This is a genomic window from Saccharicrinis sp. 156 (assembly GCF_050589685.1).
In the GTDB taxonomy this organism is placed as follows: Bacteria; Bacteroidota; Bacteroidia; order Bacteroidales; family Marinilabiliaceae; genus Saccharicrinis.
In genome coordinates, this window is sequence record NZ_JBNGOS010000011.1 from 106,760 (window position 1) to 130,094 (window position 23,335).

The following is a 23,335-nucleotide window of genomic DNA, read 5'->3' on the forward strand; positions in this document are numbered from 1 at the left end:
AATTCACCGCGATTTTTTTGTTTGCGCTCTAAAAACTGTTTATTCAAATACCAATGGCAGAATCTGAAAATGAAGAAATGACTTTTTTACAGCACTTGGAAGAGCTAAGGTGGCACTTGGTAAGGTCATTTGCATCGGTTTTTGTGGTGGCTATATTGGCATTTCTGTACAAAGAAATTTTGTTCGACGCCATAATATTCGGCCCCAGCAACCCCGACTTTTTTACTAATAGTATGCTGACCCATTTAGCCGATAAGTTTAATATGCCGGCGTTAAGCATTAATCAGGACGTTATTAAGTTCCAGAATATATTAATGGCCGGACAATTCACTATGCACCTTAAGGTTTCTTTTATAGCCGGTCTGGTGGTGGCCTTTCCCTACATATTTTGGGAATTCTGGCGATTTATAAAACCTGCTTTGTACCAACAAGAAATTAAACATTCGAGAGGAGCCATATTTTTTGCTTCCATCCTTTTTTCTGTGGGCATATTGTTCGCTTATTATATTATTTGTCCTTTATCCGTTCACTTTCTGGCCACCTACCATGTCAGCGACAAAGTAGAAAATATTTTAAACCTGGGATCTTATATCTCCACCATAACCTCCATTGTGTTGGCAGGGGGCTTGATATTCGAATTACCTATATTGATATATTTCTTGGCCAAAGTTGGTCTTGTTTCTGCCGAAACATTAAAAAAATATCGACGGCACTCAATTGTTGTAAGCCTTTTATTGGCAGCAATTATTACACCCCCTGATATGATTAGTCAGGTATTGGTGTGTTTTCCCTTAATATTTTTATACGAAGGCGGCATATTAATTGCGAGGAACGTTGAACGAAAAAGATTGAAAGAGGAAGAAAAACTGAGTTAAGGGGATTAAAAATAAGACTATGTCAGAAAAGAATTTGGTGCTACATACGGATAATTTGGTTAAAAGATATAAGAACAGGACTGTTGTAAAAGGTGTATCTGTAAAGGTAGAGCAAGGTGAAATTGTTGGTTTGCTGGGCCCTAATGGCGCCGGGAAAACCACCACTTTTTATATGACGGTTGGATTGGTTACTCCTAACGAAGGAAATATTTATCTTAACGATACGGTTATTACCAAGGAGCCCGTTTACAAAAGGGCACAACGAGGAATCGGTTATTTAGCACAAGAAGCATCCGTATTCCGAAAGTTGAGTATTGAGGACAACATAAAGGCCGTATTGGAAATGACCAAATTTTCAAAGGAGTACCAGAAAGAAAGGCTGGAGGAGCTGCTGAACGAATTTGGCTTAGGGCATATCCGCAAAAGCCTGGGTATTCAATTGTCGGGCGGAGAGAGAAGAAGGTGCGAGATAGCCCGTGCATTGGCCATTAACCCCAAGTTTATTTTGTTGGATGAGCCATTTGCAGGTGTAGACCCAATTGCCGTGCAAGATATCCAGGAGATTGTCGCCAAACTGAAATATAAAAACATTGGCATTTTGATTACCGACCACAATGTTCACGAAACGCTTTCCATTACCGACAGGGCTTACTTATTATTTGAAGGAAATATACTCAAAGCGGGAACCGCCGAGGAACTGGCTGAAGACCCAGAAGTACGCAGGCTTTATTTGGGTAACGACTTTGAGTTAAAACGAAGAAAGTTCGATGTAGGTAATTGATTTTTAGACTTGAAAAAAATATTTTTATTTTTTTTGCCATATTATTTGCAAATTAGATCAGAAACAGCTTATCTTTGCATCGCTAAAAAAATAACGCGGATGTGGCGTAATTGGTAGCCGCGCTAGACTTAGGATCTAGTGCCGAGAGGCGTGGGGGTTCGAGTCCCTTCATCCGCACCAATTCAGGAAATACAAAAACCGTCTCACTTACGATGTAAATCGGTAGTAGGACGGTTTTTTTAAATTAAGTAAATTGATGATGACCTAGGTTAGGTCAAACAGTAATCACACAAAAACTTCACTAATAATTGTTTAGCTGATGAACATCTCAAAAGAAAACATTGATGATTTAAATGCAGTATTAAAACTTACTGTAGAGAAAGAAGATTACGAGAGTCGCGTTGATGAGGTACTAAAAGATTATCGTAAGAAAGCCAACATGCCTGGTTTCCGTCCCGGAAAAGTTCCTTTTGGCATGATTAAAAAGATGTACGGTAAACATGTGTTGGCCGAGCAAGTTAACAAAATTGTTTCTGAAGAAATTTCGAAATATTTATTTGAGAGCAAATTGAATGTTCTGGGTGAGCCACTTCCAAGTGAAACACAAGAAACCATCGATTTTGAGACGCAAGAAAATTTCCAGTTTAATTTTGACCTTGCCCTCGCTCCTGAATTTGAAGTGAAATTGTCAAAAAGAGAAAAGCTTCCGTATTATAGCATAGAGGTTACCGATGAAATGTTAGACCAGCAGGTGAAACAAGCAACGAGTCGCTTTGGCACATCGGAAATTGTGGAGGAAGCTACTGAAGAGTCTATGATCAAAGGAGATTTTGCTCAGCTTGATCAGGATGGAAAAATATTAGAAGGAGGTATTACAGCAGAAGACTCTGTTATTTCCGCTGTTTCTATTAAAAACGAAGAAGCAAAAGCCAAGTTAATTGGTGCTAAAGCTGGCGATGTTATTGTTATCACCCCCAAAACTACTTTCGAGGATGCTACACAAACCTCCTATATGCTAAAAATTTCCGCCGAGGAAGCTGAGCAAATTGATGGTGATTTCCAGTTCACCGTGAAAGAAGTTACCAATTATATTGAGGCTGAGTTGAACCAGGAATTGTTCGACCAGGTGTTAGGTAAAGATATAGTCACTAACGAAGAAGAGTTTGTCGCTAAGATCAAGGAAGATCTTGAAAAAACCTTGAATTTCGAGAGTGAGTACAAATTCGCCATGGATGCCAAAGAAAAGCTGATGAAAAAAATAGACATCGCGTTGCCTGAGGCATTTTTGAAACGCTGGATCTTAACGATCAATCATGACAAGGAAGAAATCACTCCTGAATCACTTGAGAACGACATGCCTAAATATCTTGATGACTTAAGATGGCAGTTGATCAAGAACGAAATTCTAAAGGTGAACGAAATTAAAATCGAAGAAGCTGATGTTCTCGAAGTGGCCAAGAAATCCGCAAAAATGCAGTTTATGCAATATGGATTGTCAAACATTCCTGAAGAGCACCTGGAGAGCTACGCCAAAGATATGATGAATCAGGAAGAGCAACGAAGAAACATGTCGGAAACAGCCGCGCAGGATAAGGTTATAGCTTTCATAAAAGAGGCTGTTAAAATTGAGGATAAAACAGTTAATAGAGAAGAATTTAACCAGCTTTTTGAAAATAACTAAAAAATAAGGTCGACGGAACCACAACGCTTCTCCAAACGTTAAGCCATAGTGCTTTGTTGATCAAATAAATACAAAGCCTTAAATCGCAATATGCATTTAAGGCTTTGTTCATTTGCAATAAGACATTATTTTTTTTTAATTTAGCTCTCCAATAATATTTAAGAATAGGAAAAAATAATATCATGATAGATCCAAAAGATTTTCAAAAATATGCCACCAAACATATTGGCATTAACAGTCTTGCTTTAGACAAATACACCTCTGTTAGTAGTGGGTATATTTCACCTACCATTATTGAAGAGCGACAGTTGAACGTAGCCTCAATGGATGTATTTTCACGTTTGATGATGGATAGGATTATTTTTATGGGATTGCCTGTGGACGATACCGTAGCCAATATTATTCAGGCACAGTTGTTATATCTGGAATCGGCTGATCCCCACAAGGATATTTCCATTTATTTCAATTCTCCTGGTGGTTCTGTTTATGCCGGATTGGGTATTTACGATACCATGCAGTATATTTCCTCGGACGTAGCTACTATTTGCACAGGCATGGCGGCCTCTATGGCAGCTGTTTTATTAACCGCCGGAACAAAAGGGAAGCGGTCTGCGCTCACCCATTCACGTGTAATGATTCACCAACCCATGGGTGGAGCCCAGGGGCCTGCTTCTGACATTGAGATTACGGCCAGAGAGATACAAAAACTGAAAAAAGAATTGTATACCATTATTTCCAATCATTCCGGAAATACCTTCAAAAAGGTAGAGAAGGATTCTGATCGCGATTACTGGATGACCGCGGAAGAGGCGAAGGAATATGGAATGATCGACGAAGTGTTGACCAGGGATGTAAAGTAAAATAAAAAACTGATAACAACTATGCAGAATACCGTAAATTCAACGTATTCTGCATTGTTGTTTATATTTTTCAAAGGGTAATTTATGGATAAGTGTTCGTTTTGTGGAAGAGAGAGAAAGGATACCAACTTGCTGATTGCAGGTGTTTCGGGTCATATATGCGACAGCTGTATAGAGCAGGCTCATGGTATTTTGGAGGAAGAATTTAAGAAAAAAGGCGGTTTTAATGTGGACGAAATTACGCTACTGAAACCAACCGAAATTAAATTGTTCCTGGATCAGTATATTATCGGTCAGGATGAGGCAAAAAAATACTTGTCGGTGGCGGTGTACAATCATTACAAAAGATTACAACAGCGCAGTAGCACCGATGATATTGAGATTGAAAAATCCAACATCATCCTTGTAGGAGAAACAGGTACCGGTAAAACGCTTTTAGCCCGTACCATTGCCCGAATGCTTCATGTTCCCTTTACTATTGTTGATGCCACCGTTTTAACGGAAGCAGGTTATGTTGGCGAGGATATTGAAAGTATTCTGACCCGATTACTGCAAGCAGCAGATTATAATGTAGAAGCTGCCGAAAAGGGAATCGTATTTATTGATGAGATAGACAAGATTGCACGTAAAGGAGATAACCCGAGCATTACCCGTGATGTTTCCGGCGAAGGTGTTCAGCAAGGGCTTCTAAAACTATTGGAAGGCTCTATAGTTAATGTTCCGCCACAAGGGGGACGTAAACACCCTGAACAGAAAATGATTCCGGTGGACACCAAGAATATTTTATTTGTTTGTGGTGGTGCATTTGATGGCATCGAGCGCAAAATTGGACAGCGCCTAAATACCAAAGTGGTTGGCTACACGGCCAGTAAGGCAAAAGATAAAGTTGATCAGAAAAATTTATTGCAATATGTAGCTCCTCAGGATTTAAAATCGTTTGGTTTGATTCCTGAAATCATTGGCCGTTTGCCTGTCTTAACTTATTTAAATCCGTTGGATCGAGATATCTTAAGAAGGATACTTCATGAACCAAAAAATTCAATCATCAAACAGTACGAAAAGCTTTTTGGAATTGATGACATAACCTTGACTTTTACCGAGGACGTTTTGGATTACATTGTAGATAAAGCGGTCGAGTTTAAATTAGGTGCGCGAGGTTTGCGCTCTATTTGCGAAACCATTATGATGGACATGATGTTTGAAGCGCCTTCTAAAAACGACAAAGAATTGGTCATCACCGTTGAGTATGCCAAAGCTAAAATTGACAAGGAAAGTCTGGCCCGTTTAAAAGCAAGCTAGGCTTATTCGGATATAAACAAAGCCCCTCTGCTAAGTGCTCAGCTGAGGGGCTTTTTATTTGACCGAAAATAGCACTAACGGTTTAACCCGCAATATGCATTAGAAAATCTATTACACATTGAAATTGTTTCAAAACAAGACACTCCGCTGCTTCACCTCAACTCACCATAACGATGCTCCCGAAAGTAATCGGGACAAGTTATGTCTCGTTTCAGCAAAGCCTTGTTTTATTGCACTTTCAATGTTCACGACGAAGTGCTAATGCATAATCCAGGTTTAAGAATAATTCTATATACATTCGCACACTATCGAACTCATGGCATGATATTAAAAGATAGATTTTCCCGAACTAAACCATGCTTCGATTGTAATTTAAGTTAAAAAGTAAGAAAATGCCCAATAACACAGATTGCAAAAACTGCTCAAATACAAGTTGTTTAATTCATAAACACGTTGGGGAACCAAGCATTGAGGCTTATTTGAAAAATAAGCATACCACGCAATGTAAGAAAGGGCAAAGCATAATAGTTGAAGGCACCCCTGTAGAAGGAATGCACTTTGTGCATACGGGCAAGGTTAAAGTTTTTAGCACAGGGATTAATGCCAGGGAACAGATATTACGTTTTGCGATTAACGGTGAGATGGTAGGTATACGCGGTTTCAGTTCCAGGCAGAGTCATGCTATTGGCGCAGTAGCCCTGGAAAATACCACTATGTGCCATTTTTCAATGGATACACTAAAGGAAATGCTGCTATCAAACCCTAATATGGCATACGATTTTATGGTATTTTATGCTGAAGAATTAAACCGAAGTGAAACCAAAGTGAGAATGTATGCCCACATGACTGTGAGGGAGAAAGTAATAGATACGATCCTGTATTTGTTTCGTAAATTCGGCAACAAGAACGGAGTAATAGACATTCAGGTTAGTACAAAAGAAATTGCTAATTTTGCCGGCACAGAAGAGGAACAGGTTATTCGTATTTTATTCTCTCTTAAAAAAGAGAAACTGATCGATAGTTACGGAAAAAAAATCGGAATCCCCGAAGTTGACTTGATGAAAAAGGAAATAGAGGATCACCATTTTTTTATACAGAGCTAAGCTTTACAGGAAGTAACTTGCTCCTGCATAAGCATATTCAATTTTTCCATCCAGTTTATTATCCATCATCGGAATATTATGCTTGCCTGAGCAGTGATTAAAAGCCGCCCTTTTAATGTCAAATTTCTCAAGTTCCTTTAAAGTCCTTTGAACTTGTCCCTCGGAAGCTCTATTTAAATGCGTTCCTCCTACCACAAATGCTATTTCTTTAATTCCAGTATGCGCAATAGCGGTACGAATCATATTTTCAACCCCGTTATGGGCACATCCCGTAAACACCACCAACTTGTTGTCCTTTACTGCCGCCAAAAACAATTCATCCTTAAAGGTATCAGGAACCAGCTTACTATCTTGCTGTGCAAATAAATAGGAGTCTGTAAACGTATGCCCTGACTGCTTAGTGATATCGGTAAAGACAATTAACCCGGGCACAACCTCTTGTGTTTTATCTACAAACATATAACGACCATTAAGCTGCTCAAATCTTTTCCTAAGAGGGAAACCAATTCTTCGGTTGTAGCCATGTGAAACACTCCATCGCTCTTCAAGCACTTCTTTTTTAAGGATAATTTTAGCGGTTTTATTAAGAATTAGAAACTCTTCTAGTCCCCCGGTATGATCGTAATGTGCATGGCTGAGTACCACGTAGTCTACTTTGGTAAGATCTTTACCCAGCAGTTTGGCATTTTGGATAAAAGCATCGCTTTTGCCCGTATCAAAAAGAATGGTTGTATCGTTCCATTCAATCAACATGGAAAGACCATGCTCGCTACGATACACCAATTCATTTTTTTCGTTATCAATGAGAATGGTTATTTCCATAGGATTATTTTATGATTCAAGTTGGTTTATTTTATAAAAGATTGAATTCTAAATCTTTAAATTTTTATAGTCTATTATCTCATGTCCAGGTTTATTTTTCTCCCCTGTTTCGAATGGTGCGAATAATAGCGAATAAATTAACAGTTTTAAAACACATCTTTATTAATTTTATAAGGTAAATTGCTTAGTAAATATATTCCTTAAATTTAACAAGTATGGAAAAAAATAGAAAAATAGTATTTTGTTTGGGGTTGCTATCACTTCTACTAATGTTGACTTCCTGTCTGCCGGGAGGTGGAAGCTACGGACCGGATGATCACGCCGGTTTTTTCTCCGGTATTTGGCATGGTTGGATTGCACCATTTTCGCTAATACTGGGTCTTTTTAATGAGTCAATTAGTGTCTATGAAACGTATAATACCGGTTGGTGGTACGATTTTGGTTTTTATATCTCCATCATTTCAGGGTTTGGGGGTATACAGTTCTTCCGAAAAAAGCGAGGTTAACATCATATCCTGCTATTTTATAGTTTAATATGTTTTTTTAAGGCACTAAAAACAAAGGTATTGACCGTTTTTTTGCATCCCTGTTTAAAATATTGTGAAATAAATAGATACAATTGTTGGGATTGTAATATTTTCCCTTACCTTTGGCGAACATATTTTTTTAATTACAGTAATGAATAAAGGAACAGTAAAATTTTTCAATGAATCTAAAGGATTTGGATTCATTAAAGAGGACGAAACAAACCAAGAGTATTTCGTGCACGTATCAGGTTTAATCGACGAAATTCGTGAAGACGATGCAGTTGAATTTGAACTAAAAGAAGGCCGTAAAGGTATGAACGCAGTGAACGTTAGAGTATTATAATATATTTATACCACTTTAATGAAGAAATTAGAGTAGTATTTACTGCTTAAAGAATTAAATTAAGCCGGGATGATTTTCATTCCGGCTTTTTTGTGCTTTTTTGTTAGATAAAATGTTACTATTTTCACAGGGTATACATTTAACAAACCTCTTATGCTCCAGAAATTAACAGCACTTCTTTATATTTTTTCTGTTTTAAGCGCCCATTCCCAGCAACTTACAGGTGATAGTATAATAAAGGCAGGCATTCAGTTTTACGATGAACAAAGATATGCCGAAGCGATTGCCCGGTTTAAGCTTGTAAACGAAAACGATTCCAGCTACAATAAAATGCTTGCAGAAATGGCCTTGACCTATCTGGCCATGCATAAATACGACAGCGCTATCATTATGGCCAACAATGGCTTAAGCCTTCCCGGATCAAATCATAAGCACTTGTTAAGAACTAAAGGAACCGCTTATGACCACCTGGGCGATACCCCTAGAGCTATTGAAACCTACCAACAGGCCATTGAGAGATATCCACACAGTTCTTTGTTGCACTATAATTTAGGTGTTACTTATTTAGGCGCAGAATATTATGACAAAGCACAATCCTGTTTTCAGGAAGCTTTGCGCTGTAATCCTTATCATGCTTCCAGTCATATGCAGTTGGGCAAGTTAGTCGCACGACAAAAACAATACACAAGGGCCATGCTTTCGTTAGAAACATTCCTGGCATTGGAACCCAACAGCAGTAGAAGCAACCAAGTACTGGTATTTGTAGAAAACCTATCCAACGGTTATATAGACACTACCCAAGGTCATTTTATCGAACCAATTGAAGACAACAAGATATTTGGAGAAGTTGACCACTATATTAAATCCAGGATTGTACTAACCGACAGATACTCCCTACCGATAGGTTTCAATGCCTCGTTGGTAAAACAAACAGACATGCTATTTAAGGTTCTGCCTCTATCGGATAGCGCAGACGATTTCTGGATAAAGATGTATTTCCCATTTATCAAGGCCATCAAAGAAGAAGGGCATTTAAAACCCTTTTTATATACCCTACTGCGTTCTACCGAACATGAAAGCATCACTAAGTATGTATCGAAGAATGAGGATATATTGAAGAAGTTCTATCAAACAGGAAGCCAATTAAGCAAGATTAAACAACGCAGGTTAACCCATGTCACGGGTATATTAGATACCTTGGATTTTGCCTACTTCGATGATGGAAAGCTCTATTCCATCGGCAATTCAAATACGGAAGGAAAGGAAGAAGGCGATTGGAGATATTACCACAGCAACGGGGAGTTAAATGCCATAGGCGTATATAAGGACGGAAAAAAACAGGGCGAATGGCGTTATTACAATTCAAAGGCTCAATTAGAAACTGTAGAGTATTTAACGGATGGTAAGCTAAACGGGATTTGGACAAAATATCATACAACAGGAAAAGAGAGCGTAAGGGCTCCATATTCGAATGGAGAAGTGAATGGGAAAGTGGAATGGTTTGATGAATTTGGCAACAGAACCGGCTTGACAAGTTATACCAACAGCCTGCAAAATGGCCAGGCCTATAATTACTTTGCCAATGGAATTATTAGCGAGAGCTTTACTTATAAAGATGGAAAATTCGAAGGAAACTACGAATCGTACTTTGCAAACGGAAAAATACATCATCAAAAATCATATTCAGAAGGTAAAACAAACGGGAAGTTTAAGGAGTACCATCCAAATGGCATACTTGCTTCTGATGGACAGTTTAAGGACGATAAAGAACAGGGAGAATGGAGAAACTATTATTCTGATGGAAATCTGAAAGACATTCGAAACTTAAAAGATGGAGAGTTGGTTGGGGCATTTAAGGCGTTCTACCGAAATGGAAATTTAAAAATTGAAACCTTTTACAATGAGCAAGGTAACCTGCATGGATTATACAACTCCTTCGATGAAGATGGCAAATTATACATGGAAGAGGTATACGACAATGGAATTATTATCAAGGTTTCATCTATCAGTGAATCGGGAGAAAGATATTTGGTGAGTGAAAACCCAGAGGGAACCTTTAGTTTCTTAGCACACGATTCCAGCGGCCGAAAAACAACAAGCGGTTCGTTTAAAGCTGGAAAGTTTGAAGGTAAATGGACCAGCTACTTTAAGAATGGATGGCCTAAGCAAACATCTTATTATAAAAACGGTGAATTGGATGGCGAAGTAACGATTTATCATGCCAACGCTAACATAAAAGAAATCTATATTTACAAAAACGGAATACTGAATGGAGCATATAAGCAGTATTCTCCTGATGGAACGCTGGTAAACCAAGGTTTTTACAAGGATGGCTACCAGGACAATACTTGGACTTACAGGCTTAGCGATGGCAGCCTGGAATCAACCTATTACTTTTTAAAAGGGGATATTCATGGATGGTTAACCAACTATGATGTTGAAGGTATCATTGAAAATAGACGTAAATATCTGGATGGAAAAATGTTGATTCACGAAAACTATGATATTCATGCAAATAGAATAAACTCAACTTCCCTGCTAGAGCAGGACAGATTTATGATCATGCGTGATTCAAATTACATCAACGCAGTAGGTCATATCAAAGGGGGATACTACGAAGGAGATTTAATATGGGATCACCCCAATGGAAGAACCCTGAGTAAACGGAGCTATTTAAACCATAAAAGACACGGTGAATATTTTCATTACTACGCAAACGGAAGTGTAAAATCGAGAGAGTCCTATTTGAACGGGAAAAAAGTGGGCAAAGGCGTGAAGTATTACGAAAATGGAAATCTGAAAGAAGAAGTCAATTATTTTAATGGAGAAAAAGATGCTGAAGCCAAATATTATGACGAAGACAAAACTTTAGAACTCACCGAAAATTATAGAAATGGAGAATTACATGGCGATGTCATCCAATATGATATAAGTGGCGATGTCATCATTAAACTCATTTTTGAAGAAAACGAACTGATGGCATACCAGTATTTAAAAAACGGCTTGTACACAGATACCATTCCAATTACGAATGGCGATTATAAAATTGAAGCCTATTTTAACAACGGTAAGAAAAGTTACGAGCAATCCTTTAAAAACTTTCTTCCCCATGGAGACAGAATAAAATATTATAGTAATGGGAAAATCCGTCAAAAAAACTCCTTTAAAAACGGAATGCTGAATGGACAATTTTTAGCCTATTATCCTAACGGCAAAAAGAAATTGGAGTATTTCAACATTGCGGGAATGAAAAACGGAAAAAATACCGAATTCTTTGAGAGCGGGAAACCAAAAAAAGTGAGTCAATATAAGCGTGATGAATTACACGGTGTTGTAAAGAATTACAACCAATCGGGTAAGATTATTTCCATTGAAAAATGGTGGAGTGGCAAGTTTATTGGATATGAGCAGTAGAAGAATTTCATTCACACTATCTTTTTGTGTTTTATTTTTGATACCATGAGGACTACAATACTAAAATACATCTTTCTTTGCTTTCTGAGCATTGTAGCAAAAAAAAGCTTCCCGGCCAATTATCCAAACGTTGATGAACTAACTGCTAAATATCAAAAATATAATGCGGTAGTTTCCAATATGGAATCCTTGTATGTGATGGATTGGGCAGATGATTCGGTAATTGTCACTCAGCAAAACTCAAAGGAAGTGGTGATATTAAACGATTTCTCTAAAGGTCTTACAAAAGATTTTATCTTTTTTGGTGGCTTTACAACAATCTCAGAAAAAGAAGCGTACACTTTAGTTCCTGCTGGTGATGATTTCGATAAAGTGAAGGTGAAACAGTTTCAAGAAACGCACAGTATTGATGGCGGCATTTTTTACGATGATTCCAAAATAATGCAATTTGCTTATCCTGCGATTCAAAAAGGCGCTATTACACGTTTGAATTATACGATCAATTATAGCAATCCTAAATTTTTAGGGCAATCCTTCCTGCAATCCTTCATCCCTATTGCCAAGGCAAAAATAATTGTGAAAGTCCATAAGCATATCGAGCTAGGTTTCAAAGAGTTTAATTTCGATCATATTCAGCCCAGCTATAAAACGTATAAAAAAGGCAAGTACACTTTTTATGAGTGGACGGTAGAAGATGTTATGCCGTATCAGTATTATGCGGGAGGCTTTTATTCCACCAGTTTCTTTAGTCCGCATATCGCTTTTTTTATCAAAAGTATTAACAATGAACCTTACTTCGGAACACTCGATCAACTTTATGCATTCTATAACGACTTTATAAACCAGGTAGATAAATCCGGAACCGAAGAGTTGAAAGCTCTCGTGGATGAAGTTACACATGGGCTAACCGATGACCAAGAAAAAGCCAAGGCCATTTATTATTGGGTACACAAAAACATCAAATACATTGCTTACGAAGAGGGTTATTCAGGTTTTGTTCCTATGCCGGCCAAGGAAGTGTTGACCAAACGTTTTGGTGATTGCAAGGGCATGTCGTGTCTGATAAAAACCATGATGGACATGGCAGGCCTCCCTACTTACTTTACCTGGGTGGGAACCCGTCATAAACCATACAGGTACGAGGAATTACCCTTACCTGTGGTAGACAATCATATGATAGCTGCTCAAATTGTAAATGATTCAGTCGTGTTGCTGGATGGCACCTTCGAGTATCTCGATTATGGAGTAAGTCCATACCATATCCAAGGGAAAGAAGTGATGATTGGGATAAGCGAGGATAAGTATAAAATTTATAAAGTGCCAATTACACCGGCTGACTATAGTGTTACAAGCGATTCGATTAAAATTAAGTTAGTGGATGGCAAAGTGAAAGGCCATGATAAAGTCCAATACACGGGTTTTAACAAGCTGGAATTGGCCCATGCCCTGGATGGTGTAAAACCCGAAAAATACAATCAATACCTATCCCATCATTTTGAGATGGGTAACAACAAATTCGTGGTCACGAATAATAAAATAATTAATTTATTTGAGTATGACAATCCAGCCCGGCTCGAATTGAAATTTGAGGTCAGTGATTATTATAAATCCATGGGTGATGAAATATACCTGAACCTGCATCTCGATAAATCCTACGGTCAGATGATTATAGATACCACCGGTAATACATTCACACCCCTTGAAAATGATTTTTATTGTACCGAACGATATATAACAGAATTAGAGATTCCGGAAGGATATGAAGTTACGTATATGCCTAAAGACAACAGTTTTTCAAATCCAGAATTTGAGTTTAGCATCCAGTACAAGAAAACTGATAATACGGTGATTCTGGAGAAGGAACTTAAGTTTAAATTTCTGATTCTATTGGAGGATAAAATTGGAGAGTGGAACAAAATGATAAAAACACTAAACAAGAGTTATAGAAACACACTGGTACTAAAAAAAGGTTTAAAAACTAACCCTAACTTTGATTTCAAATGATACAGGTACAGTAAATAGGCTGAAAGCCATAAAGAACATAGCTTAGGGCAACGCTCTGGGTAAATTGTGTATATTATAAACGGTGGAATCACAAATGTGAAAGATTCAAGTCGTTTTTACACCGCAACTAGATAAGGATGATATTAAAGAACTAATATGAGAAATTCAATTTTACTAATATTACTAACTTTTGCCTTTGGTCTCTCGGCGCAAAACGCGACCAACGAAGTATGGTCGGCAAAACCCTACTATTCCGAAGTTGAAGAACAGAACGAAGGCGAAAACATAATCGGCATCCTTTTAAAAGAAAAGTACGAATATTTCTATTCCGAGGAAGAAGGATTGCTGATGAACCATACCATTCATAAAAAATTCCGCCTGAATAACGATGATGCAATCAATCGTTTTAATAAAATATCAGTGGCATTGGGAAATGTGATCGAGGTCACTGATATTAAAGCCAGAACCATCAAGCCTAATGGGAAATCCATCGAATTCGATAAAAATAATATCAAGGAAATAAAAGACGATGAAAGCGGCAAAAGCTATAAAATATTCGCCATCGACGGAATCGAGATAGGCGATGAGGTAGAATATTACGTGGTTCGAAAAATGCATGCCAGCAATTTCGGTCGCAACTATTTCCAGTTTAATTTTCCTTTACAGCATGCTTCGTTCGAGATAATATGCCCAAACAACCTGGTATATGATATTCGCGGATACAACGGGTTTCCCAACGGAATTTTTGAAAAGCTTGGCGATGAACGAAGCCGGTTCTGGTGCGAGAGTGGCATGATTCCGGCCATTAAAGGCGAGAAATTTTCCTATGTTGACCCGAGAAAACAACGCATTGAATATCGTTTAGACTATAATTACTCCCATGACAATGCACAAAAACTGACCTGGGACGATGCGGCGCAACGAGTGTATGAATCCATGTACTTGACGGTTAACCCTAAAACCATCGAAAAATGGATGGAATTGATACAGGTTCAGGGCAATACCGAAGAAGAAAAAGTAACATATGTAGAGGCGTTCCTCAAAAGCAATATTTATGTGGAACAGTTCAATGCCGACGAGTTCTCCGACCTTGATTTTGTGCTGGAACACAAAGTGACCGGCAGCCGGGGAATAGTTAAATTATACGGAAATATCTTAAAACAACTGGGCATTGAGCATCAAATGGTATTGACCTCGGAGCGCGATAACGTTAGGTTCGATGGTAGCTTCCAGTCATGGAACTACCTCGACCAATATTTAATTTATTTCCCGAACCTCGATAAGTACATCGACCCATCCAATGCCGGATATAGACTAGGTGTGGTCAATGGCAAACTCACCGCTACCGACGGACTTTTTATTGAGCCCGTCAGGATTGGGGATTTTGAATCGGCCATTGGCAAAATAAGGTATATTCCACCCGCTCCATACAACCACAACTACGACAATATGATTATCAATATGACATTAGATGTGGATAGCGATAATGTTCGTATTGTTACCGAACGAGGACTCAAAGGTTTGAGCGGCGGTTTCTTCATTCATTTTTTTAAAATGATGGATGAAGAGCAACAACAGAATACTTTAAAGGAAATGACCGCGACCAAAGCACCAAACCCAACTGTTAACAAATTGTTTTTAAGGGATTCGAGCGATCTGGAACATTTAAAAGATGGGGAGTTTCTGGTGCATTCCGATTTTACCACGGCCGCATTTCTGGAACAAGCAGGACCCAAACTATTATTGAGTATTGGGGAAGCTATCGGCCAACAGGTTGAAATGTATTTTGAAGATGACCGCCAGTCGATGGCTGAGAACGACTTTAACCGCATGTATTATCGCGAAATCAGCCTACAAGTGCCCCAAGGTTATAAAATTGTCAATCCCGAAGCGGGAGAATTGAACGTTATTGCAAGCAAAGGGGGTGAGAAGATTTTCGGATTTGAATCGAATTATACCTACAACGGTGATATCTATAAAATAGTGGTTGAAGAATATTACAAGGAAATTTTTGTCGATCAAGAATCCTTTGAAGGTTTTAAAAACGTGGTAAACGCCGCCGCCGATTTTAATAAAATTGTACTGGTTTTGGAGGAAAAGTAATATTGAGTTAAGATGTAAAATATTCATCTACCCGATAACTGTCGGTTCCCTTATCTATATATCTATATGCCTGGGTTACCGAAGACTCATAAACGAAGAAGATATGCTGTAGTATGCTTGTTGTTTCTCGCGGATTTATTTTCTGCGAAGGAAAATCGCCTTTTAATAAAAAATGTCACCAAAAAATACAATCCTATTTGTAAGGAAATGCTATGCCATTCGACTGATACGGTATTAATCTTATAAATGTACGCAAAAGAAACGACCCTAAAGAAAAGTTTCTCGCACTATTTGTCCCTATTCATTGGGAAGAGAAGCATTATAGGGAGTTCCTTCGAATACATTTGGAATTTAAAATTATACTGTAATGAAAGTAAGTCGACTTCTTATATCCGTTTTCGTTATTTCGTCATTGGCCTTTTATGCATGTGATGATGGCAATAATCCCATGTCAGATTCCAACACAAACCCCACGAACAATAATAACGATGGGGATATGAATGATGATGGGAGTAACAATAACGGTGCAACACTGGCACCGGATTTCAGTCTTCAAAATCTAAATGACGAAACCGTAACGCTATCTGCCTACAAAGGAAAAGTGGTGGTACTTTTCTTTTTTGGCAACACTTGCCCATCCTGCATAGCATCAGCGCCGTCAGTGCAAAGCAAGTTGGCAAATGCATATAGTGCTAACGGCAATGTTATTATTGTAGGTATTGATCAGTGGGATGGCACAAAGGCTTCGGTAGAAGGGTTTAAAAACAGTACAGGTGTAGATTTCCCTCTACTGCTGAAAGGTTCATCGGTAGCCAGTAAGTTCGAAACTACCTACGACAGGCTTATTGTTGTGGATAAGGAAGGTTATATCCGATTTAAAGGGAGCCGTGGAGCTGGAAGCGATGCAGATTCTGCCAAAAGTACCGTGGAAACATACCTAAACAAATAGACTATGGCAAGAAATCATTTACTTGTCCTTTTTGTTTTGTTTATTTCGCTCAACATAAGTGCACAGACGATTCGGAATTTCTCAACCTCTACGATAGATAACAAACCGGTAAGCTATTCTGATATAAAAGGGGAATATTTAACTGTACTCGATTTTTGGGCATCGTGGTGCCGGCCCTGTTTGAAAGCCATGCCCAAACTTCAAAATATTTACCAGGAATACAATCATAAAGGAGTTGCTTTTATTGGCGTAAATACCGATGGCCCACGAAGCTTCTCGAAGGTCTTGCCACTGGTAAACTCGTTAAATATTACCTACCCCAACATAAGGGATATTGAAGGTAAGATAAAAGATGAACTGGAAGTGAGTTCAATGCCTACATTTCTCATTATAAACAAAGAAGACATAGTGGTTTTTCGTCACGAGGGATTTGCTTCCGGCGACGAGGAAGAGTGGCGAAAGGTAATAGAAAAACTACTTGCAGAATGAGAAGCTATTCGATATTTACCTTATTGATGATTGGATTCACGGTTGTTACTGCCCAATTTTCGGGCACCGCTTTAACGGAGTACCAATACGGAAAGCTCCCCAACGAACAGGACGATATGTTCAATTCGGTGTACAGCAAGTTGAATTTAAACTATACTCTAAGTCAGTTTAAGTTTGGTGCTGGCCTGCAGCTATATCAATCGCCCTTTGGAGAAAGGAATTACATAAACTTATCGCAAGCTAAAGTAAGCTATCAAACAAAATCCGTGTCGGTGCAATTAGGCAACTACAATGAGATTCTGGGCAAAGGTATCCTACTAAGAAATTACGAAATACCTGGTGCGGTTATCGAAGATCGCGGTTTCCGTTCCAAGCAGTATTTCTATACCGACATGCTTGGAGCTACGGCTTCCTATAAAACCGATAAATGGTCGGGAAAGGTACTTTGGGGGTATGCCTTAAATAACCTGTACCCACCCACGCAAATATGGGAGAGAAGAAGGTCGGATGAGGTGCTGGGTGCTGAAGCGGGATATACGGTTGGAAAGCAAAAAATAGAATTTTCCGGATTACGGTTAAAGAACGATGAGGAAGAAAGCTACTATGCTATGACAGGATTCTCCGGCACCATTCTCCCAACATTGACATATTATTTGGGATATGCCGACTATTTAGGTGGAGAAGGTAAAAGCTCCAACGAACAAGAAGCTTTTGCAATATATGGCAGTTTAGCGTTTTCGTTAGCAAACTTCGGTTTAAGCCTGGAATATAAGCATTACGAGCACTTTTTAATTGGTACAGGAATTAACGAACCACCTGCTTTGGTTCGTGAGCATAGTTATAAGTTATTGAACAGAAGCACACATGTTCTGCAGCCAACCAATGAAAGTGGCATCCAGTTGGAGGCGTTTTATCAGCCAGGTCTTTTTTCCTTGTTGACGTTTAATTACACCTATGCCAGAAACAGGTTTGTCAGGGAGTTTAATTATAACGAGTGGTTTTTTGAATTTTCGGGTGTTGGAATTTATGATGGAGATTTAAAACTGTTTGCCGATTATGCGCTGGATCCGCTTAAAAATGAGGACAAAAGAATATCTGCTGGTTTCTATATGGATAGTCCGCTTTGCAAAAAATGGGGATTGATCGTTGAAGGTGAAGGACAAAAATTTGAAAGACTTGATACCCATGTCCAGAATTATCTTTTGGGGCTTACCATTCGTAATAAATCTAAATTTTATCTGGGCTTAAATACAGAGTGGAGTAACGATCGGTTTGTATCCGAATCCGATAAATGGTGGGTTGGGTGTAGTGCCCGATACAAGCTCAACTCAAAAAACAGCGTTCAACTGTTTGTTGGCGAACGCAGAGGAGGGCCTGCCTGCAGCGCGGGTGTATGCTACGAAGTGTTGGATTTTAAAGGAATGGAAATCAGGTGGTCGGCAAGACTATGATGGAGAATGAAAAACACAAATGGTTAATGGAAGCGGAAAAAATCCAGGTATATAGGCAAGGACTTTGCTCCTTCACCAGTTAAATTTCAAATAAAGGTATTACACTCTGGTCAGAGTTATAGTCCCAACCAATTTCTTACACCAATAAATCCTGGTATCCATGTTCTTCGATGATTTTGACGGCATTCTCATAATCGGCTGCATTAACTTTTAGTGTAATATCATCTTGTGTTGCCGACCCGAAATAGGTATTCATTAAGGATGATGCCGGGTTATCGGAATGAAGAAGGGAATAAATTCCAGAGCCCTCCAGAATTCGTTTAATTTCCTCAGCTATAATTTTATCGCTTACCTGAAGTAGTGCTTTTATTTCCGTATCCGCCATAATTAAATAGTTTTGATTAATAAGTGTATAAGATACCCGGTTTTTCCTACTAAAAAAATCCTTCGCAAGTATACGAAGCAGTCTGTTTACGGTAAAGCCCATTTGGTACCGGTTAAGAACCTTCAACCTGAAACACCTTTGCAAAGGCTAATATCCTGCAACCGATAACTAAAGGCCTGCAGCCAGATGCTACTTGGTGTACTTATATCGTTTGATGCTCTTTTTGGGCGTTTTTTCAAATTCCTCGGGAAACAAAGTCACCTGTGAAAGGTTCATATAAGCAGGTAACTCTTCGTTTACCAATTTCTTGAGGCCTTCAATTGTGTCGGTAATTTCTTTCTCTGATAAATTTTCTGCATCAGCCTTTTCGTAATCGGGATATACCAGTGCCTCCAGTTTTCCTTCCCCTATATCGCGTACCAGGCACTCCTGAACGTATTCCATGTTATTCAGTTTGGCCTCGATCTCTTCGGGGTAAATGTTCTGTCCGGAACCACTCAGTATCATGTTTTTACTTCGTCCTTTAATATAAATGAAGTTGTTATCATCTATAACACCCAGATCACCTGTGTGCAACCAGCCATTTTTGTCGAAAGCCTTTTCTGTAGCCTCTTTATTTTTGTAATACCCCAACATTGTTTTGGTGCCTTTTACCATAATCTCCCCCACTTCGTTATAGGGGTCGTTGGAATCAATCATTACCTCCATACGGTCTACTAGCCTGCCCGCAGATCTCGGTTGGGTTGTGTCCCAGGGCTCGTAACTGATCAGCGGACCGCATTCCGTCATGCCATAGCCAATGGTAAACGGGAAGCCAATTTTACGCAAAAAATCTTCAACATCTTTATTGAGTGCAGCACCGCCAATCACAATCTGCTGAAATTCGCCACCAAACACCTCGGTCAATTGATTTTTTACTTTTTGGTAAACCACCTGATTTAGGATTGGAATCTTGCTCAAGGTTTTCACGGGATTCTTTTCCAAAGCCGGCAAAATCCGTTTCTTGAATATTTTCTCCAGGATTAATGGCACTGCTAAAACCAAATGCGGTTTTACGTTTTGAAAAGCCTCGGTGATAATCTGGGGAGAAGGCGTCCTGCTCAAAAAGGTAATATGACATCCCACGGTAAATGGCCACAGAAATTCGAACAGGCAACCGTATGCATGCGCTAAAGGCAGGAATGAAACAATCCTGTTACCAGGTTTTAGTTCCAGATTTTCCTGTGCATAAAGAACATTTGACCAGATACTTCGGTGAGGTAACATCACCCCTTTTGAAAATCCGGAGGTACCCGATGTGTATGACAACACCATTAGTTCATCCTTATCAATTTTGGCAAACTCTATCATCTCAACAGTAAACTCCTCAGGAATTTTTATTGAGTCAACAATGTTTTTTAGCTCAAGTGTACAACTAACCAAGGGTTTAAAACTTTCGATGCTTACGATACCCTTTATATTTTGCATCATGCTTTCATCCACCTTGTTAAAAATCAAATCGGTCGAAAACAACAACTTCGATTCTGAATGGCTGACAATATGATGAATCTCGCCACTGCCAAAGTCAGGCAGAATAGGGACAACAACAGCTCCATACGACACGGTTGCCAAGTAGGTGATGGCATAATTGCTTAGGTTTCTGCCGATAAGTGCTACTTTGTCACCCTGTTGGATATCACACTTCTTAAACAATTCGTGTATCCAGTAAATTCTTTCGCTTGCTTGACGATAGGTATATGATTCTCCCTGATAGTTGCTAAAGGCAGATTGATTTTCATAACTTTTTAAGGCATGTTCTATCATGCCGATAAATCCATTATTCTCCATAAATTTCGATTAAGCTAATTGGGATGGGATGGGTCAAAAATTGTAAAACGATTTTAACTTTGCAAGTTAATACTTTTATTTAAACCCGGATTATGTATTGGAGGTTCGTCATGAGCATTGCAAGTACAATAAAACAAGGCATTACCGAAACGAGGCATCACTTGTCCCGATTACTTTCGGGAGCATCGTTCTGGTGAGTTGAAATGATGCAACGAAGTGTCTTGTTTTAAAGTAATATTTCAATGTGTAATAGAATTTCTAATGCATATTGCGGGTTAAACCACGAATTAAGCTAATTTTAACCATGTTTGTATTATATATTTAATTATTGATCTTTGGAACCGGTTTTAAATACTATGCAAAAAATAAATAAACTTATAGAACGGATAAGAGAGATAGGAGAATGCTATCTCATGTTTTCCGGTGGAATGGATAGTTGTGCCATATTGGGTGCCGCGAAGATGGCCCATGTTACGGTAACACCCGTATGGATTGACAATGGATTTGGAAGAGCCAGTGAGTATTTAATCAGGAAACAAGTTGGCCTAATTAGCCATGAAGAATTAAGGATAATCCCGGTAAATCCTATTCCAAAAGCTATAGAAAACCCGACAGATAGATGTTATCATTGTAAAGGCCAAATAATTAAAGCTATACAAGACCTAGGCTCGGATGTGCTGATCATAGACGGAACAACAGGAAGCGATACAGGTTATCGTCCCGGGCGAAAAGCTTTGAGTGAGCACGGAGTTATTTCTCCCTTGGCAGAACTTGGCATTACATCAGCTGAAGCCAAAGAAATAGCAATAAAAATGGGCGCCGACCAAGATATAGCCGATCTGGAAAGTTGTTTGGCTACACGAATCAATTACAACGTTGCCTTATTGGAAAAAACGCTGGATGTAGTTAGAAATATAGAGCAGGCCGTTATTGCGGAAACCCAGGATTATAATGTGAGGTGCCGGGTTGATGATGCCGACCATATAAGGATTGAACTCTCCAATGAAGAAAGTTTTAAGGCCATCGCCAATCGTGAGTTTAGGAATAATTTGATTACTTTAGGTGAACAGTTTGCGATGTTTACTACCATCGATCTTAAACCATCAAGGCCTAATGCGTACGATAGTAGAATCTGCAATTTGGATACGGGAAAATAAAAACTGGAGACTGAAAGTTAGTAGATGGTAAGCTGGAAAACGGGATCCTGAGACCAGTATATTAAAAGTTGAGACCCATCCCTCCATCTTTGATGGAGTATTTCCTTTTTTCTTGAAAAAGGGGGAAAACAAAAACAAAGAGTGTTCATTAAACAGACTATTATTTTTTGAAGATATTTTTTCATTCCAGACAAGCTTTACAGACATGGCCATGGCTATGGCGGAAAAAGTTTAACAACGGACTAAGAAAAACAAGGCGAAAATTGGTTTGGGTATTAGATTCTTCCCATTGGTTTCGGTTCTATTATAGAGAGGTCTTAAAAATGTTCCGGTACCAAATATTAAAGACTTTTGGCCTATCACTATTGACAAATGACTAATTTTCTAATGACTATTTAAAAATGACTTTCGACGAAATTTTTAACAAGATACAAGCAGGGGAAATAACTAAGGAAGAAGCGCAAAAACACTTCTCATTGGATTGGATGGAAACAGCCAGTCGTTATATTTTGGACGTGAACCGAGGAATGCGCACGAATATTCCGGAAATCATATATGGTGAGTACAAATCGCTCGAACAAACCGTGGAGCTTATAGGGGACATCTTAAAAGAACATCCCCGTGTGGTAATCTCCCGCAGTAAATTTAACGATGAGGTGGCAGAACAATTCGAAGGCAGCTATCCGGTTATCAAAAGCGAAAATGTACTGTTCATCGGGGAATTGCCAGACCCTAAGGGACATATTTTGGTGGTAAGTGCCGGAGCCGCCGATCATCCCGTTTCTGAAGAATGTGAAATTATTTTAAAGGCGGTTGGCGTAAATCCTATTGTGTTTGAAGACCGGGGGATTGCCCATCCAACCCGGGTGCTGGAAGCGATTAAACAGGGTGTGGATAAAAATGCCAAAGCCGTTATCGTGGTGGCCGGAATGGAAGGTGCTTTGGCTCCCTTTGTGGCATCTTTGGTGGCGCTTCCGGTTATTGGAGTCCCTACCTCAGTGGGTTATGGCTTTAGGGCCAAAGAGGCGGCTCTAACGTCAATGCTGGCATCATGTGCTCCAAATCTTACCGTAGTTAATATTGATGGCGGTTTAAGGGCTGCCGTGGTCGCTGCCCTTATCGCTAAAAATAGTTCTTCGTAACGTTGCTCCGGCAACACATAAACCATGCGATGACAATATGTATTGATGTGCGGTTTTCCCACCATGTGATGGATGCGATGAACCACGATTAACCGGGATCTGTCATTAAAGGTTTGATAAATT

General features: G+C 39.0%; 19 protein-coding genes and 1 tRNA gene. 17 read left to right on the forward strand and 3 right to left on the reverse strand.

The genetic code is table 11. The features are described from left to right. Window positions 1-53 precede the first annotated feature (53 nt). The 7 genes from tatC to ACRD64_RS08790 all read left to right on the forward strand — a co-directional run bounded on the left by tatC (window position 54) and on the right by ACRD64_RS08790 (window position 6,599). Window positions 54-875, forward strand: coding sequence for a twin-arginine translocase subunit TatC (gene tatC, locus ACRD64_RS08760; protein ID WP_430932934.1), 822 nt, complete (start codon window positions 54-56; stop codon window positions 873-875). A 19-nt stretch (window positions 876-894) separates the two neighbouring features. Beyond that, entirely contained in the window at window positions 895-1,656 is a 762-nt protein-coding gene (gene lptB, locus ACRD64_RS08765; protein ID WP_430932935.1) for an LPS export ABC transporter ATP-binding protein, read from the forward strand. Between the two features lie 95 nt (window positions 1,657-1,751). Continuing rightward, a tRNA-Leu gene (locus tag ACRD64_RS08770) sits at window positions 1,752-1,836 on the forward strand. Window positions 1,837-1,975: 139 nt separating this feature from the next. After that, window positions 1,976-3,337 (forward strand): trigger factor, encoded by a 1,362-nt coding sequence (gene tig / locus ACRD64_RS08775; RefSeq protein ID WP_430932936.1) that lies wholly within the window; start codon window positions 1,976-1,978, stop codon window positions 3,335-3,337. Window positions 3,338-3,519: 182 nt separating this feature from the next. Next, window positions 3,520-4,197, forward strand: coding sequence for an ATP-dependent Clp endopeptidase proteolytic subunit ClpP (gene clpP / locus ACRD64_RS08780; protein ID WP_430932937.1), 678 nt, complete (start codon window positions 3,520-3,522; stop codon window positions 4,195-4,197). 84 nt (window positions 4,198-4,281) lie between these two features. Next, the gene (gene clpX, locus ACRD64_RS08785) at window positions 4,282-5,496 is read left to right on the forward strand and encodes an ATP-dependent Clp protease ATP-binding subunit ClpX (RefSeq protein ID WP_430932938.1); all 1,215 of its coding nucleotides are present in this window, start codon (window positions 4,282-4,284) and stop codon (window positions 5,494-5,496) included. Window positions 5,497-5,888: 392 nt separating this feature from the next. Then, the gene (locus ACRD64_RS08790; protein ID WP_430932939.1) at window positions 5,889-6,599 is read left to right on the forward strand and encodes a Crp/Fnr family transcriptional regulator; all 711 of its coding nucleotides are present in this window, start codon (window positions 5,889-5,891) and stop codon (window positions 6,597-6,599) included. 3 nt (window positions 6,600-6,602) lie between these two features. On the opposite strand, the gene ACRD64_RS08795 is transcribed toward ACRD64_RS08790, so the two are convergent. After that, the gene (locus ACRD64_RS08795; RefSeq protein WP_430932940.1) at window positions 6,603-7,421 is read right to left on the reverse strand and encodes an MBL fold metallo-hydrolase; all 819 of its coding nucleotides are present in this window, start codon (window positions 7,419-7,421) and stop codon (window positions 6,603-6,605) included. A gap of 215 nt (window positions 7,422-7,636) precedes the next feature. Here ACRD64_RS08795 and ACRD64_RS08800 point away from each other — a divergent pair, with 215 nt between their 5' ends. The 8 genes from ACRD64_RS08800 (at window position 7,637) to ACRD64_RS08835 (ending at window position 18,701) form a co-directional block, all read left to right on the forward strand. Further along, window positions 7,637-7,927, forward strand: coding sequence for a hypothetical protein (locus tag ACRD64_RS08800; protein WP_430932941.1), 291 nt, complete (start codon window positions 7,637-7,639; stop codon window positions 7,925-7,927). Window positions 7,928-8,099: 172 nt separating this feature from the next. Further along, entirely contained in the window at window positions 8,100-8,291 is a 192-nt protein-coding gene (locus ACRD64_RS08805; RefSeq protein WP_027472784.1) for a cold-shock protein, read from the forward strand. Window positions 8,292-8,444: 153 nt separating this feature from the next. Next, window positions 8,445-11,705: a tetratricopeptide repeat protein gene (locus ACRD64_RS08810; RefSeq protein WP_430932942.1), complete on the forward strand. Its 3,261-nt coding sequence runs from the start codon at window positions 8,445-8,447 to the stop codon at window positions 11,703-11,705. A 45-nt stretch (window positions 11,706-11,750) separates the two neighbouring features. Continuing rightward, window positions 11,751-13,709: a DUF3857 domain-containing protein gene (locus ACRD64_RS08815; RefSeq protein ID WP_430932943.1), complete on the forward strand. Its 1,959-nt coding sequence runs from the start codon at window positions 11,751-11,753 to the stop codon at window positions 13,707-13,709. Window positions 13,710-13,865: 156 nt separating this feature from the next. Beyond that, complete coding sequence (locus ACRD64_RS08820) at window positions 13,866-15,812, forward strand: DUF3857 domain-containing protein (protein ID WP_430932944.1); 1,947 nt, start codon at window positions 13,866-13,868, stop codon at window positions 15,810-15,812. A gap of 367 nt (window positions 15,813-16,179) precedes the next feature. After that, window positions 16,180-16,761, forward strand: a complete 582-nt coding sequence (locus ACRD64_RS08825) for a peroxiredoxin family protein (protein WP_430932945.1) — start codon at window positions 16,180-16,182, stop codon at window positions 16,759-16,761. A 3-nt stretch (window positions 16,762-16,764) separates the two neighbouring features. Beyond that, window positions 16,765-17,250: a TlpA family protein disulfide reductase gene (locus tag ACRD64_RS08830; protein ID WP_430932946.1), complete on the forward strand. Its 486-nt coding sequence runs from the start codon at window positions 16,765-16,767 to the stop codon at window positions 17,248-17,250. Further along, window positions 17,247-18,701, forward strand: a complete 1,455-nt coding sequence (locus ACRD64_RS08835) for a DUF6029 family protein (RefSeq protein WP_430932947.1) — start codon at window positions 17,247-17,249, stop codon at window positions 18,699-18,701. The genes ACRD64_RS08830 and ACRD64_RS08835 overlap by 4 nt, the downstream gene beginning before the upstream one ends. A 136-nt stretch (window positions 18,702-18,837) precedes the next feature. Here ACRD64_RS08835 and ACRD64_RS08840 read toward each other — a convergent pair whose 3' ends face one another. Then, entirely contained in the window at window positions 18,838-19,086 is a 249-nt protein-coding gene (locus ACRD64_RS08840; protein ID WP_430932948.1) for a putative signal transducing protein, read from the reverse strand. A gap of 189 nt (window positions 19,087-19,275) precedes the next feature. Next, on the reverse strand, window positions 19,276-20,913 hold the full coding sequence (locus ACRD64_RS08845) for an AMP-binding protein (RefSeq protein ID WP_430932949.1): 1,638 nt from the start codon (window positions 20,911-20,913) through the stop codon (window positions 19,276-19,278). A 356-nt stretch (window positions 20,914-21,269) separates the two neighbouring features. Between ACRD64_RS08845 and ACRD64_RS08850 the strand changes: the two genes are divergently transcribed. Next, on the forward strand, window positions 21,270-22,070 hold the full coding sequence (locus tag ACRD64_RS08850) for an exoenzyme S synthesis protein B (RefSeq protein WP_430932950.1): 801 nt from the start codon (window positions 21,270-21,272) through the stop codon (window positions 22,068-22,070). Window positions 22,071-22,471: 401 nt separating this feature from the next. Then, window positions 22,472-23,212 (forward strand): nickel pincer cofactor biosynthesis protein LarB, encoded by a 741-nt coding sequence (gene larB / locus ACRD64_RS08855; protein ID WP_430932951.1) that lies wholly within the window; start codon window positions 22,472-22,474, stop codon window positions 23,210-23,212. Window positions 23,213-23,335 lie beyond the last annotated feature (123 nt).

Bases quoted from the DNA above. Each gene is read 5' to 3' on its own strand.
- larB (WP_430932951.1), top strand. From the start codon at position 22,472: ATGACTTTCGACGAAATTTTTAACAAGATACAAGCAGGGGAAATAACT.
- ACRD64_RS08790 (WP_430932939.1), top strand. From the start codon at position 5,889: ATGCCCAATAACACAGATTGCAAAAACTGCTCAAATACAAGTTGTTTA.
- ACRD64_RS08830 (WP_430932946.1), top strand. From the start codon at position 16,765: ATGGCAAGAAATCATTTACTTGTCCTTTTTGTTTTGTTTATTTCGCTC.
- clpP (WP_430932937.1), top strand. From the start codon at position 3,520: ATGATAGATCCAAAAGATTTTCAAAAATATGCCACCAAACATATTGGC.
- ACRD64_RS08810 (WP_430932942.1), top strand. From the start codon at position 8,445: ATGCTCCAGAAATTAACAGCACTTCTTTATATTTTTTCTGTTTTAAGC.
- ACRD64_RS08840 (WP_430932948.1), bottom strand. From the start codon at position 19,086: ATGGCGGATACGGAAATAAAAGCACTACTTCAGGTAAGCGATAAAATT.
- ACRD64_RS08800 (WP_430932941.1), top strand. From the start codon at position 7,637: ATGGAAAAAAATAGAAAAATAGTATTTTGTTTGGGGTTGCTATCACTT.
- ACRD64_RS08835 (WP_430932947.1), top strand. From the start codon at position 17,247: ATGAGAAGCTATTCGATATTTACCTTATTGATGATTGGATTCACGGTT.
- ACRD64_RS08815 (WP_430932943.1), top strand. From the start codon at position 11,751: ATGAGGACTACAATACTAAAATACATCTTTCTTTGCTTTCTGAGCATT.
- clpX (WP_430932938.1), top strand. From the start codon at position 4,282: ATGGATAAGTGTTCGTTTTGTGGAAGAGAGAGAAAGGATACCAACTTG.
- ACRD64_RS08825 (WP_430932945.1), top strand. From the start codon at position 16,180: ATGAAAGTAAGTCGACTTCTTATATCCGTTTTCGTTATTTCGTCATTG.
- tig (WP_430932936.1), top strand. From the start codon at position 1,976: ATGAACATCTCAAAAGAAAACATTGATGATTTAAATGCAGTATTAAAA.
- lptB (WP_430932935.1), top strand. From the start codon at position 895: ATGTCAGAAAAGAATTTGGTGCTACATACGGATAATTTGGTTAAAAGA.
- ACRD64_RS08820 (WP_430932944.1), top strand. From the start codon at position 13,866: ATGAGAAATTCAATTTTACTAATATTACTAACTTTTGCCTTTGGTCTC.
- ACRD64_RS08795 (WP_430932940.1), bottom strand. From the start codon at position 7,421: ATGGAAATAACCATTCTCATTGATAACGAAAAAAATGAATTGGTGTAT.
- tatC (WP_430932934.1), top strand. From the start codon at position 54: ATGGCAGAATCTGAAAATGAAGAAATGACTTTTTTACAGCACTTGGAA.
- ACRD64_RS08845 (WP_430932949.1), bottom strand. From the start codon at position 20,913: ATGGAGAATAATGGATTTATCGGCATGATAGAACATGCCTTAAAAAGT.
- ACRD64_RS08850 (WP_430932950.1), top strand. From the start codon at position 21,270: ATGCAAAAAATAAATAAACTTATAGAACGGATAAGAGAGATAGGAGAA.
- ACRD64_RS08805 (WP_027472784.1), top strand. From the start codon at position 8,100: ATGAATAAAGGAACAGTAAAATTTTTCAATGAATCTAAAGGATTTGGA.